This window comes from Bacillus cereus group sp. BfR-BA-01330 (assembly GCF_022663885.1).
Taxonomy (GTDB): domain Bacteria; phylum Bacillota; class Bacilli; order Bacillales; family Bacillaceae_G; genus Bacillus_A; species Bacillus_A cereus.
Genome location: NZ_JAKUGK010000001.1, coordinates 599,890 through 612,355, shown reverse-complemented (window position 1 = coordinate 612,355; position 12,466 = coordinate 599,890). Strand labels below are relative to the sequence as shown.

The following is a 12,466-nucleotide window of genomic DNA, read 5'->3' as shown; positions in this document are numbered from 1 at the left end:
AAATCCCCTCTTACATATTTTTCATTTATACTCTCTTACTCTATTTCTTTACTAATTCTTTCGGTGCATGAATCCAGCTCATCATTTCACGAAGCTCTGCTCCCACTTTTTCTAATTGATGATTTTGTTCTGCTTTTTTCATTGCGTTATACGTCGGACGCCCTGCTTGATTTTCTAAAATCCATTTCTTCGCAAATTCACCTTGCTGAATTTCTGTCAGAACACGCTTCATTTCCTTCTTCGTTTCATCTGTAACAATTCTCGATCCTGTTACATAATCTCCAAACTCTGCCGTATCTGAAATAGAATGGCGCATAGTCGTCAATCCACCTTCGTACATTAAGTCAACAATTAGCTTTAATTCATGCAAACATTCAAAATATGCAATTTCAGGACGATATCCACCTTCCGTTAACGTTTCGAACCCGGCCTTCACAAGTGCAGTTACCCCGCCGCAAAGTACAGCTTGCTCACCGAATAAATCCGTTTCGGTTTCTTCTTGGAATGTCGTTTCAATTACCCCCGCACGTGTACACCCTACACCTTTTGCATACGCTAGTGCTACATGTAGCGCTGTTCCCGTCGCATCTTGATGCACTGCGACTAATGCTGGAACACCATTTCCTTCTTGAAATACACGGCGAACGAGATGACCTGGACTTTTTGGCGCGACCATCGCTACATCTACGTAACTTGGCGGATTAATTTGTCCGAAGTGAATGTTAAATCCATGTGAGAAAAGTAACATTTGTCCTTCACGAAGATTCTCTTCTACCTCTGCTTTATACACATGAGCTTGCTGTTCATCTGGCAATAACATTTGTACAACTTGTGCGGTTCGAACCGCTTCTGAAACAGACATTACTTCAAATCCATCCGCTTTCGCTACTTCATACGACTTACCAGGACGAACACCAACTACAACCTCTACACCAGAATCACGTAAATTTTGTGCTTGCGCATGACCTTGTGATCCATAACCAACTACTGCAACAGTTTTTCCTTGTAATAACTCTACATTTGCATCTTTTTCATAATATGTTTTCATATTCCATACACTCCTTATAATTTATTTACTTGCAGAACATCAATTAATTTTTTCAACTGACTAACAAGTAATGTCGCTTCATTTTCAGTACAAACTGCTGTGAGTTTCATTTCAGAAACACCACTAGTATCTCTTTCTTTTAAATGTAAAGAAGAAATATAATAACCACGCCGAGCAAAAATCCCACTTATACGTAATAAGACGCTTGGCTCGTTATGAATAACGAGTGAAAAAGTATGACTCATTCTTCCCACCTCTTCATAATCATTTCGTTATTCCCTTTGTTTGGCGGAACCATCGGAAATACGTTTTCACCTTCTTCTACACAAAAATCAACTACGACAGGACCTTCATAAGCAAATGCTTCTAACATCACTTGTTTTGCCTCGGTTGAATTTGTTGCTCTTAATCCCTTTACTCCATAAGCTTCTGCTACTTTCACAAAATCTGGTGATCCAATTTTTGATTCTGATAAACGATTTTCATAAAACATTTCTTGCCATTGCCTTACCATCCCTAAAAATTTGTTATTTATGATAAATACTTTTACAGGGATGTTATTTTCAGCAATTGTTTGTAGTTCTTGAATGTTCATTTGAAAAGAAGCGTCACCTGCAATACAAATGACAAGTTCTTCTTTTTTAGCTAGCTTAGCACCAATTGCTGCTGGAAAACCAAACCCCATCGTTCCTAATCCTCCAGAGGTAAGGAACGTCCGAGGTTTTCTTGCTTTATAGAAGTGAGCAGCCCACATTTGATGCTGACCTACTTCTGTTGTGACAATCGCTTCACCATTCGTTAATTCACTTACTAAGTTGATCACATGCTGTGGTTTTAACTCAGATTCTTTTTGCTTATAAGAAAGTGGATATTCTTCTTTCCATGTCTTTACTTTCTGAAGCCATTCGTCTGTTTGTGTATAAATAGACATATGTAACAGCATGTGTAACGCTTTTTTTACATCACCAACAATCGGATGTTCTACAGTTACATTTTTATGAAACTCAGAAGAATCAATATCAATATGTACTTTTTTCGAGTTTGGAGAAAAAAGTTCTAATTTTCCTGTTACACGATCATCGAAGCGAACACCTAATGCAAGTAGTAAATCACATTCTGTTACCGCCATATTAGCAGCGTATGTCCCATGCATACCAAGCATCCCTAGAAACAATGGATCATCCGGTGGATATGCACCAAGTCCCATTAAAGTTGAAACGACTGGAATACGGTTCTCCCTTGCGAATTCGAAGAGTTCATCGGATCCACCTGAATGAATGACACCTCCTCCAATATAAAGAAGTGGACGCTTAGATTTTGAAATTGCTTTAGCCACCTCTCTAAGTTTCATGCTGTCTGGTACAAGTTCTGGTTTGTACCCCGGAATATCAACTTCTTCATTAAAGAAACTGGTGACTTTTGCATTTTGAACATCTTTTGGAATATCAATTAATACTGGTCCCGGGCGCCCGCTTTTGGCGATGTAAAAAGCTTCTTGCACAATTCGTGATACATGATTCACATCACGAACCTGGTAATTATGCTTCGTAACAGGTACTGTAATTCCGACAACATCCGCTTCTTGAAATCCATCTTTACCAATTAAAGGCGTTGCAACTTGCCCGGTAATGACAACTAAAGGAATCGAATCCATATAAGCGTCTGCTAAACCCGTAACTAAATTTGTCGCCCCTGGGCCAGAGGTAGCAAAGACTACCCCGACCTTTCCAGAAGCTCTCGCATATCCTTCAGCCGCATGAATGGCAGCTTGCTCATGACGAGTTAAAACATGTTTCAAACCACTTTCGTATAACGCATCGTATACTGGTAAAATCGCTCCGCCTGGATAGCCGAAAACGGTCGTTACACCCAATTTCTTCAAACATTGAATCACGTGCCCAGCGCCTGTCATTTCTTCATACTGTAACTTCTCATACGCTGTATACTGCTGCTTCATTTCCATTAACTCCTCTCCTTATTTATGCTAAGCTTTCCGTCAGCCCAGGAACACGTACTCCTCTTTCTCTCGTTAATTTTTTAAATTCTTCGGTCAATTGTTTCGTTACACTTCCTGGTTTCCCATCTCCAATTTCTCTCGAATCAACTTTTACAACTGGAATTAACTCCGCTGCTGTTCCTGTTAAAAATACTTCATCCGCTACATATACATCATGGCGAGTGAATGGTCTTTCCTCACACGGAATATTCAGTCGTTCACATAGCTCGATAACACTATTTCTCGTAATACCTTCTAATGCTCCTAAATAGGATGGCGGGGTTAGCACTTTTCCATCTTTCACAACGAAAACATTATCGCCAGAACCTTCACAAACATATCCTTGTTGATTTAACATAAGAGCCTCTAACACTCCTGCTTGTGCTGCTTCAATTTTTACAAGTACGTTATTTAAATAATTCATTGACTTAATACGTGGATCTAACGCATCTGGCGTATTACGTCTTGATGCAACAGATACAACGCTTAGCCCATTATCATAAAATTCTTGTGGGAATAACTTTAATTGTTCTGCAATGATAATTACGCTCGGCTTCACACAACTTCTCGGATCGAGCCCTAAGTCACCTTTTCCTCTTGAGACAATTAAGCGAATGTAAGCATCAGTATATTCGTTTTTTTGGAGTGTATGTAAAACTGCTTCTTCCATTTCTTCTACCGTCATTGGAATTGTTAGTAAAATAGATTTCGCTGATTCATACAATCGTTTCACATGTTCTTTTAAACAAAATACATTTCCTCCGTAACTACGAATCCCTTCAAATACACCGTCTCCGTATAAAAAACCGTGATCATATACTGAAACAACTGCCTTTTCTTTTTCTACAAATTCCCCATTCATGTAAATGTACTGGTTTCCCATCTCACATCGCTCCTCTTTTTTTCTCTATTTTTTGCAATCTATTTCTACATCGATTGCTGAGATGAGTATTTTTAACAGAATATTCAGTATATAAACCTTAAAAATATACTCGTCTCAACAATCGATTACTTACATACTTGTAGCAATCCATTGCTGAGACGAGGGAATCGTGGTACCACTCAGCTTCCTTATACTTCTCACGAAATATAAGCTCTGCAAGTCCAATTAGACTTTTGTTTTTCTATCGGGAACAACCCCGCTACTTTTTACTAGTTTTCAAAAGTAGTGCTCCAAGGTGATTTTCAATGAGTGAATTGTTACCACCCTCACAGCCTCGGGGCAGCTCTCTGAAACAATCTTTATCATTTACTCTCCTCTTCTACGCATTCTCTTCTTCTATTTTTAAAAATAAAAACTCTCGCCTCAGCAATCAACTACTACAATTTAGTAGCTTTGATTGCTGAGGCGAGAGTTTCGCGTTACCACTCAGCTTCCTTATACTTCTCACGAAATATAAGCTTTGTAGGTCCAATCAGACCTCCGTCCTTTTACCGGAGACGATGCCGCCGCCCTCTACTCAGTTTCCCTTTCGCAAGCGATGCTCCGAGGTGATCTTCAATGATTCGATTGTTACTACCCTCACAGCCTTGGAGTAGCTCTCTGAAACGATCATAATCATCTACTTTCCTCTTCTTTGCATATACAACATATAAAGTTAGAAAATTCTTAATTAACTTTTATTTGTTACACGTATTATAGGACGTTGTTCTTTTCATTGTCAATATGTTTTTTCAAAAAAATCAAAATTCATTCTATTTATTTTTTCTCAAATCAAAATTGGAATGCATTACTTACATACACTCATATATTACTTAAGTATGTTTGCATTACTACATAAAGAAAAGCTTATAAAGTTTATGAGGAGATGAGGAAACTATGTTAAAAGGGAAAGTAGCGTTAGTTACAGGAGCAAGCCGAGGAATTGGACGAGCGATCGCTAAACGTTTAGCAAATGACGGTGCATTGGTTGCTGTTCATTACGGTAGTCGAAAAGATGACGCTGAAGAAACTGTTCATGAAATTCGATCAGATGGTGGCCAAGCTTTTTCTATCGGCGCAAATCTAGAATCCTTACACGGTGTAGAAAACCTTTATAACGCTTTAGATACTGAATTACAAAAGCGCACTGGTGAAACACAATTTGATATTTTAATAAACAATGCTGGCATTGGTCCTGGTGCTTTTATTGAAGAAACGACTGAACAGTTTTTTGATAGAATGGTTTCAGTAAATGCAAAAGCTCCATTCTTTATCATTCAACTAGCACTACCACGTTTACGTGACAATAGCCGAATTATTAATATTTCATCCGCTGCCACCCGCATTTCTTTACCTGATTTTGTTGCATATAGTATGACGAAAGGCGCTATTAATACAATGACTTTTACGCTAGCAAAACAGCTTGGAGCACGAGGAATAACGGTGAATGCAATACTTCCAGGATTTATTAAAACAGATATGAATGCAGAACTCTTGAGCGACCCGATGATGAAGCAGTACGCTACTACTATTTCCGCTTTCAATCGCTTAGGTGAAGTAGAAGACATTGCCGATACTGCTGCATTCCTTGCTTCTCCAGACAGCCGCTGGGTTACTGGACAATTAATTGATGTGAGCGGAGGATCTTGTTTGTAAAAAACATATATTTTCAAATCTTTTTTATTGCGCAATAAAACAATTTATATAATACTATATAAAACATATACATTTAGGAGGATTACAGCAATGTCCGAAAAAACATACGAACTCGCAACCTTCGCAGGCGGTTGCTTTTGGTGCATGGTAAAACCATTTGATGAACTTCCTGGTATTCATAAAGTACTTTCTGGCTATGCAGGAGGTCATGTAGAAAACCCAACATATGAACAAGTAAAAGCTGGAACATCTGGACATTTAGAAGTTGTTCAAATTACATTCGATCCTTCTATTTTTCCTTATCAGAAATTACTAGACTTATATTGGCCACAAATCGATCCAACTGATGATGGCGGACAATTTTTTGACCGTGGTCCATCTTATCGTACCGCTATTTTTTATCATAACGAAACACAAAAAGGGCTTGCTGAAAAATCAAAACAAGCTCTTGCAGAAAGCGGTATGTTTAAAGATCCAATCGTGACTGAAATTCGTCCTACTGCACCTTTTTACGAAGCAGAGGAATACCACCAACATTTCTATAAAAAGAATCCAGAGAAATATGCTACTGAGCAAAAAGAATCTGGGCGTGAAGACTTTATAAAAGAAAATTGGCAAAAAAAATAATAAAAACGCATCGTGCTTTTTTAGTACGTTGCGTTTTTATTTTTGATAAAAGTACCATACAATTAACAGAACAATTGCTGTTAGTGACCAAAGTACTATCTCGTTTTTCACTCTATTCTTTTTCTTAGTCATTTCATTCCCTCCTAATAACTATTAAACATATTCAATTTTTTCTTTGTTTAATTGTCCATCTTATATACGTGAATACATCCTTACAAATTCTAATAGCAAGACCACCAATAATTCCGATTGCAATGGAAATTACTAGCATCTGTCCAAAACTAAAAGAATTTGTGTACATTATGTAGAGAACGATACATATAAGTAAAACATCCGGTAAAGAAAGTAAAAACCTTTTAAGCATTCCTTTATCTCCTCTATACTTTTTAATTTATATCTTCTACTGTAATTTTGAAATAAAATTTGTTCAAAAATTCCATTTACACCCTCATTTTATGAAAAATAATAAGAATCCCTTTTCAAAAGAGATTCTTATTCAGCAGATTTAAGTTTAATTATTTTCTACATATCCTATTCCATAATTACTCCTAAAATAGAATAATATTACTAATGATTTATTGTAAATTGACTATTTGCCAGGTAACCGAATGTCGCGCCAGCTAACTACATCGCATTGGCCAAATTCATTATTACCTACCGCGATCACCGTGCCGTCTGATTTTAGTCCGACTGTATGTGCACAACCAGCCGCTATCGCTACAATATCTCTCCAATCACTTACGTTACATTGACCATACTCATTCCAACCCACTGCCACCACGGTACCGTTTGATTTAAGTCCGATTGTATGATTCGTACCAGCCGCTATTGCTACAATATCTCGCCAGCCACTTACATCACACTGGTTATGTTTATCATTCCCCACTGCTGTCACCGTACCGTCTCGTTTAAGACCAACAGTATGAAGATACCCAGCCCTGACCGCTACAATACCTCGCCAGCTACTTACATTGCATTGACCATATCGATTATTCCCCACAGTCGTCAATGTGCCGTCCAATTTAAGACCGACTGTATGCCAGTCACCCGCTGTGACTGCCACAATACCTTGCCAACTGCTTACATTGCATTCTCCTTCTTTATTTCGGCCCACCGCTACTACCGTGCCATCCGATTTCAGGCCAATAGTACGACGCCACCCTGCCGCAACCGCTACAATATTATGCCAATCGTTTACATCACATTGTTCATGCTTATTCCAACCCAGTGCTACCGCAGTACTGTCACATGTAAGACCGATTGTATGAGCATTACCCGTGTTCGTTGCCATATGAACATTGCCCACTGCGACTGCTTCAATATCTCGCCAGCCACTTACATTACATTCCCCTTCTTTATTCCGGCCCACCGCTACTACCGTGCCATCCGATTTCAGGCCAACTGTATGAAAACGCCCCGCCGCTATCATATCTTTGGGCCATCGCTTCACTTTTTCTTTCGATAAAAGGTAATCCATGTTTTACCTCCTTGCATATAAGCAACTGTATCATAATAGATATTTTTATCAAATTTCATTATAAATCTACATTTACAAAGAAAGCTTATTTTACTTCTTCAAAAAATAAAAACCTCCAGTTTAAATACTAGAGGTTTTCTCGTTATTTCTTCAATCGCTCAATAAAATCATGTAATTTATCAAGTGACTTCATATTCTGATTGCAAGCTACACCATCTTTGCAAATGTAGTTTCCCTTTTTAACGAAAGTTCCTGGTACATCGCCTTTAATTTCAACTAAAAACATTCCTACTTCTTCATGTCCATGACATAACGAACAAATGCTTTTTTTATTTAAACTTTGGAACGTTCCTTGCAGACCAACAAATTTATTTTTATCATTTTTCGCTATAATAAATTTCCTGCTTGACCCCTTATCAATCCAGCTTAAATAAGATATTTCTTTCATATCCATTTCTTCCATATCAGGAAGTTTTAACTTTTTCGCTTTAGGAAATAATTTTTTTAATGTTTGTGCTGTAACTTCTTGAAACGGAATTACATACGGATTTATTTTCATTAAAAATGATTCTGCATCTTCTCTATTTTGAACTGTTAATACCGTATCAATTAACTCTTTCTGTTCATCCGTTAAATTCTCAAATACATGTATTATCTTTTCAATCGCAAGCGATTTTAACGCTTGAATTACACCTCTATCATTTGCCGTTGCATGCCCGTTTGCTAAAATATAAGCTTGTGATTTTATAAAATTATATTGATCACTTCTAATAAACGCTTCCATCTTTATCACTCCATACAAATTGTTGATCTAGTTTTATTGTATACAATGATTACATTTTTTGATATGTAAAAGATAACTTAGAAACAAACATTACATATATCACTTATTCTCTACCGCTGCATTTCCTGACAAAAGAAGCCATCATCTGTTTTCCATTCCGCATATAATACGTCTTCAAATTTAGTAATTCCTTTTTGCTTTATTTGTTTATAAAGCCATCCTTCATCAAATCCCGCTTCCCTCAAATTATCCTTAACTACTTTTCCATCACTAATTAATGAAATTGGTAAGTATACAGGCTTATGTTTTAAACTTAAATCATTTATAGTAGGCGATTCGTATTTACTTTTTTTCAGAACGCTTATGTTTCCGTTCGGTTCCAATATCATATATTCAACTTCTCGGATTGAAAATATATCTTTTTGTTGCCTAAGCATTTGTTGTAATTGGTTTATATCCAAATGATTTACGCTTAATTGTTCACGATCAATCTTTCCGTTACGAATAATAATTGAAGGATACCCTTCAAAAAACCTTCTTGTTCCTCTTACTTTTTGTGTTATCACTTCTATAGTATAAATTAAAATTACCCAAACAAATACTGAATATAAAATAGACCATACTTTAATTTTAGGATCATATATTGAATTTCCAACGAGCTCACCTAGGACGATTGCAGAAATAAAATCAAATGGCGTTAGCTGAGATATTTGTGTTTTCCCTAATATTTTTGTAGCAATTAATAGAACAAAAAAACCAACTAAAAGCTCTATCGTTATTTGTCCAATATGATTCATATATGTTCACCTTTCTACTTTTCAAGTGCTCTGTATACCATTTAATAAAAAAACGGCACATTTTTTCTATTATCATGCCCGTTCACGCCTCATATATCCAATACACATAAAACAAAAAGAGTCTGATTCAAAGTAATATATGAATCAGACTCTTTTCCTCTTATTTAGAATACACAATCTTTTTAATCGTTTCCCCAGAAAGAAAATATTCTTCTGCAAGTTGATGAATAGCAATCCCACTTTTAAACGCTTCTTTAATTGCTTTATTTCTTTCATCTAGTTGTTTTCTTCCGCCAGATCGTGTACCCCATTTATAATGTTTCGTTTCTTGTTTCGGAATGTAAATTGTTTCACCTTGTATATACTTTTGAATTTCAGTAATTAAACTCTCTGGTAAAACAGCATTAGCTTTTACGTATTTCATTTCTGCTCGCCCCTTATTTTTTATGGTTCATTTCAATAAGGTGCAAAGCCAAATATAAAAAATGATACGAGCTCATATAGGCGATTGTATATTACTTGTCTACCTCACGCAAAGTATCGCCATTTCCATACTTGGCTTTGCATGAGACGTTGCAGTGTCTGGCAATTGAATTATAATCGCCATATAAACACCTCCTAATATACCTTTTGCATTTTATTATATGATAAATTCCTTCTCCTTGCATCCACACCCTTCTTAAAGCACGAAATTACTTAGTTTGATATAATACTTTTTAACTGAATTAAAAATCATTGTGAGGTTACATTATGAAGAAAAAAATTATCATTACAATCGTTACACTATTCTTTATTATCACGGCATTATTCGGAACATACAAATTGATGAACGCAAGAAGCTTTCAATTATTTGGAGATTTAACACAACGCGTAGAAACAAATGAAAAAGTGATTGCTTTAACTTTTGATGATGGCCCTACTAACAATGTAAAACAAATATTACCGCTACTAGATAAATACAACGCTAAAGCTACTTTCTTTTTAATTGGAAATGAATTAGAGCAAAATTTATCGTTAGGAGAAGCTATCGCGCAATCTGGGCACCAACTTGGAAACCATACATATTCTCATAATAGAATGGTTTTCAAAACACCTTCTTTTATTAAAGATGAAATAGAAAAAACGAATTCATTAATCCGCCAAACAGGATTTACAGACGAAATTGATTTTAGGCCCCCTAACGGTAAGAAGTTAATAGGGCTGCCATATTATTTAAATAAAAACAATATCGAAACAATCACATGGGATCTTGAGCCCGATACTTTTTATAAATCTGCGGCTGATAAAATTAAATACGTTAATAAAAATGTAAAACCAGGTTCTATCATTTTACTGCACTCTATGTATGATGAGTCTAATGAAAATTTACAAACGATTGAAGGTATTTTAGATTCTTTATCTAAGAAGGGCTATCAGTTCGTAACAGTAAATGAATTGCAAAAAAGAGCAAAATAAAAAGGTAGCGTATCTTTGTATGATACGCTACCTTTCTTTTTATATAATGCCAAGTACATTTAAGAATACGATAATAATCGCAATTGGTGCGATATAACGAAGTAAGAATAACCATAATACGAATAGTTTATAACCTTTATTTTTACTTACACCTAGCTCTTTCATTAATACATCTTTCTTCATTTTTAAAGGAACAAAGATAGAAACTAATAATACACCAAGTGGCATTAATACGTTACTTACTGCATAGTCCGCTAAATCAAAGACTGTCTTCCCGAAAATCTTCAGATCACTTAATATACCGAATGATAATGCTGATGGTACCCCAACAACGAAGATTAATAACCCTACGATTAAGGCCATTTTTTCACGTTTCCCTTTACCTTTTGATGTTAACGATGCAACACTAATTTCTAACATCGAAATTGCTGATGTAATCGTAGCGAAGAAGAATAGTAATAAGAAAACGATGAAGAATAATTTTCCGAATGCCATTTTACTGAAAATAGCTGGCAATACGATAAATAATAGTCCTGGTCCTTGAGATGGTTCCATCCCAAATGCGAACACAACTGGGAAAATTGCAAGTCCTGCAAGTAATGTAATAACAAGAGTTAAGGCTACGATAGAAAATGCTGAACGTGGTAAGCTTTCTTCTTTCGGTAAGTATGAGCTATACGTTACCATAACGGCTACCCCAACAGATAATGAGAAGAACGATTGCCCCATTGCGTATAAAATGACTTCTGATGTTACATGTGAGAAATCAGGTTGTAAGAAGAAACGAACGCCTTCTCCAGCACCATCTAACGTAAGTGCACGAACGATTAATACAAAGAATAAAACGAATAGTGCTGGCATGAAATATTTATTTACTTTTTCAACACCATTTTGTACACCTTTACTTACGATGAAAATAGTAATAAGGATGAATAATAGCTGTGATCCAACTGCTAAATATGGATTGGAAATGATTTCACCAAACGTAGCTTCGTATGCTCCATTTCCTTCCCATAGTCTACCTGTAATTGCATTCCATAAATATAATAAAATCCAGCCTCCTACAACACTGTAGAAAGAAAGTAATATGAAACATGTTACAATTCCTAATTTACCTAACCAAGGCCATAACGTTTTAGGAGCAATCTCTCTATATGCATCGACAGCCTCTTTTTGTGTACTTCTTCCAATAACAAATTCAGCTAATAATAGCGGTAAACCAATTAATAATGTGAAACCGATGAAAATTAGGAAGAACGCTCCGCCTCCTCCAATGCCGGCCATATATGGGAATTTCCAAATCGCCCCAAGACCAATTGCCGAACCTGCTGCAGCTAATACGAAACCTAATTTCGATGTCCATTGCTGTGAATTCATTTGTTAATCTCCTCTCTATCTCTTTTTCTTTGTTACAATTCGGTATTTATATTGTTCTATCAATACTCTTTTCTAATACGTTCACTTCCTCTCTAATAATAAAAAAACGCCCCTACGTAAATACGTAGGGACGACAAAATTATCGCGGTACCACCCTAGTTGTGAAGAACACTAAGAAACCACCTAAATAAAAACGCCCCTACGCAAAAACGTAGGGACGATAAAATATCGCGGTACCACCCTAGTTATGAAGCCACACCAAAGTTAGGACCTAAATAAAAAACGTCCCTACGTAAATACGTAGGGACGATAAATATCGCGGTACCA

13 protein-coding genes and 2 other annotated features (1 of these 15 cut by a window edge) are annotated in these 12,466 nt (G+C 36.3%); of the genes, 3 read left to right on the top strand and 10 right to left on the bottom strand.

The window, feature by feature from the left end; all coding sequences use genetic code 11:
- Window positions 1-40: 40 nt before the first annotated feature.
- The 4 genes from ilvC to ilvE are packed head-to-tail and all read right to left on the bottom strand — an operon-like array spanning window position 41 to window position 3,927.
- Entirely contained in the window at window positions 41-1,048 is a 1,008-nt protein-coding gene (ilvC, locus tag MR112_RS03180) for a ketol-acid reductoisomerase (RefSeq protein ID WP_000861143.1), read from the bottom strand.
- Window positions 1,049-1,062: 14 nt separating this feature from the next.
- Window positions 1,063-1,293, bottom strand: coding sequence for an ACT domain-containing protein (locus tag MR112_RS03175; protein ID WP_000019909.1), 231 nt, complete (start codon window positions 1,291-1,293; stop codon window positions 1,063-1,065).
- Window positions 1,290-3,005, bottom strand: coding sequence for an acetolactate synthase large subunit (ilvB, locus tag MR112_RS03170; RefSeq protein ID WP_242244775.1), 1,716 nt, complete (start codon window positions 3,003-3,005; stop codon window positions 1,290-1,292). The genes MR112_RS03175 and ilvB overlap by 4 nt, the downstream gene beginning before the upstream one ends.
- Before the next feature lie 22 nt (window positions 3,006-3,027).
- A complete protein-coding gene (ilvE, locus tag MR112_RS03165) occupies window positions 3,028-3,927 on the bottom strand; it encodes a branched-chain-amino-acid transaminase (RefSeq protein ID WP_016122282.1) in 900 nt (299 codons plus the stop codon).
- Window positions 3,928-4,078: 151 nt separating this feature from the next.
- Window positions 4,079-4,318, bottom strand: a binding site (T-box leader).
- A 545-nt stretch (window positions 4,319-4,863) separates the two neighbouring features.
- Between ilvE and MR112_RS03160 the strand changes: the two genes are divergently transcribed.
- Both MR112_RS03160 and msrA read left to right on the top strand, forming a co-directional pair.
- On the top strand, window positions 4,864-5,622 hold the full coding sequence (locus MR112_RS03160) for an SDR family oxidoreductase (protein ID WP_000911822.1): 759 nt from the start codon (window positions 4,864-4,866) through the stop codon (window positions 5,620-5,622).
- A gap of 90 nt (window positions 5,623-5,712) precedes the next feature.
- Entirely contained in the window at window positions 5,713-6,249 is a 537-nt protein-coding gene (gene msrA / locus MR112_RS03155) for a peptide-methionine (S)-S-oxide reductase MsrA (RefSeq protein WP_017657927.1), read from the top strand.
- A gap of 163 nt (window positions 6,250-6,412) precedes the next feature.
- Here msrA and MR112_RS03150 read toward each other — a convergent pair whose 3' ends face one another.
- The 5 genes from MR112_RS03150 to MR112_RS03130 all read right to left on the bottom strand — a co-directional run bounded on the left by MR112_RS03150 (window position 6,413) and on the right by MR112_RS03130 (window position 9,731).
- A complete protein-coding gene (locus MR112_RS03150; protein ID WP_000919314.1) occupies window positions 6,413-6,613 on the bottom strand; it encodes a hypothetical protein in 201 nt (66 codons plus the stop codon).
- Window positions 6,614-6,838: 225 nt separating this feature from the next.
- Window positions 6,839-7,726, bottom strand: a complete 888-nt coding sequence (locus tag MR112_RS03145) for an RCC1 domain-containing protein (RefSeq protein ID WP_074047767.1) — start codon at window positions 7,724-7,726, stop codon at window positions 6,839-6,841.
- Window positions 7,727-7,868: 142 nt separating this feature from the next.
- The gene (locus tag MR112_RS03140; RefSeq protein ID WP_000387072.1) at window positions 7,869-8,510 is read right to left on the bottom strand and encodes a FusB/FusC family EF-G-binding protein; all 642 of its coding nucleotides are present in this window, start codon (window positions 8,508-8,510) and stop codon (window positions 7,869-7,871) included.
- Between the two features lie 110 nt (window positions 8,511-8,620).
- A complete protein-coding gene (locus MR112_RS03135) occupies window positions 8,621-9,307 on the bottom strand; it encodes a DUF421 domain-containing protein (protein ID WP_001015543.1) in 687 nt (228 codons plus the stop codon).
- 160 nt (window positions 9,308-9,467) lie between these two features.
- Window positions 9,468-9,731 (bottom strand): CD3324 family protein, encoded by a 264-nt coding sequence (locus MR112_RS03130; RefSeq protein ID WP_000878325.1) that lies wholly within the window; start codon window positions 9,729-9,731, stop codon window positions 9,468-9,470.
- Between the two features lie 326 nt (window positions 9,732-10,057).
- On the opposite strand from MR112_RS03130, the gene MR112_RS03125 reads away from it, so the two are divergent.
- Window positions 10,058-10,762 (top strand): polysaccharide deacetylase family protein, encoded by a 705-nt coding sequence (locus MR112_RS03125; RefSeq protein ID WP_000726858.1) that lies wholly within the window; start codon window positions 10,058-10,060, stop codon window positions 10,760-10,762.
- 39 nt (window positions 10,763-10,801) lie between these two features.
- On the opposite strand, the gene MR112_RS03120 is transcribed toward MR112_RS03125, so the two are convergent.
- Entirely contained in the window at window positions 10,802-12,139 is a 1,338-nt protein-coding gene (locus MR112_RS03120; protein ID WP_001088187.1) for a sodium-dependent transporter, read from the bottom strand.
- A gap of 299 nt (window positions 12,140-12,438) precedes the next feature.
- Window positions 12,439-12,466, bottom strand: a binding site (T-box leader); it runs 195 nt beyond the window's last position.

Bases quoted from the DNA above. Each gene is read 5' to 3' on its own strand.
- MR112_RS03140 (WP_000387072.1), bottom strand. From the start codon at position 8,510: ATGGAAGCGTTTATTAGAAGTGATCAATATAATTTTATAAAATCACAA.
- MR112_RS03175 (WP_000019909.1), bottom strand. From the start codon at position 1,293: ATGAGTCATACTTTTTCACTCGTTATTCATAACGAGCCAAGCGTCTTA.
- MR112_RS03120 (WP_001088187.1), bottom strand. From the start codon at position 12,139: ATGAATTCACAGCAATGGACATCGAAATTAGGTTTCGTATTAGCTGCA.
- MR112_RS03160 (WP_000911822.1), top strand. From the start codon at position 4,864: ATGTTAAAAGGGAAAGTAGCGTTAGTTACAGGAGCAAGCCGAGGAATT.
- MR112_RS03130 (WP_000878325.1), bottom strand. From the start codon at position 9,731: ATGAAATACGTAAAAGCTAATGCTGTTTTACCAGAGAGTTTAATTACT.
- ilvE (WP_016122282.1), bottom strand. From the start codon at position 3,927: ATGGGAAACCAGTACATTTACATGAATGGGGAATTTGTAGAAAAAGAA.
- ilvC (WP_000861143.1), bottom strand. From the start codon at position 1,048: ATGAAAACATATTATGAAAAAGATGCAAATGTAGAGTTATTACAAGGA.
- ilvB (WP_242244775.1), bottom strand. From the start codon at position 3,005: ATGAAGCAGCAGTATACAGCGTATGAGAAGTTACAGTATGAAGAAATG.
- MR112_RS03135 (WP_001015543.1), bottom strand. From the start codon at position 9,307: ATGAATCATATTGGACAAATAACGATAGAGCTTTTAGTTGGTTTTTTT.
- MR112_RS03150 (WP_000919314.1), bottom strand. From the start codon at position 6,613: ATGCTTAAAAGGTTTTTACTTTCTTTACCGGATGTTTTACTTATATGT.
- MR112_RS03145 (WP_074047767.1), bottom strand. From the start codon at position 7,726: ATGGATTACCTTTTATCGAAAGAAAAAGTGAAGCGATGGCCCAAAGAT.
- msrA (WP_017657927.1), top strand. From the start codon at position 5,713: ATGTCCGAAAAAACATACGAACTCGCAACCTTCGCAGGCGGTTGCTTT.
- MR112_RS03125 (WP_000726858.1), top strand. From the start codon at position 10,058: ATGAAGAAAAAAATTATCATTACAATCGTTACACTATTCTTTATTATC.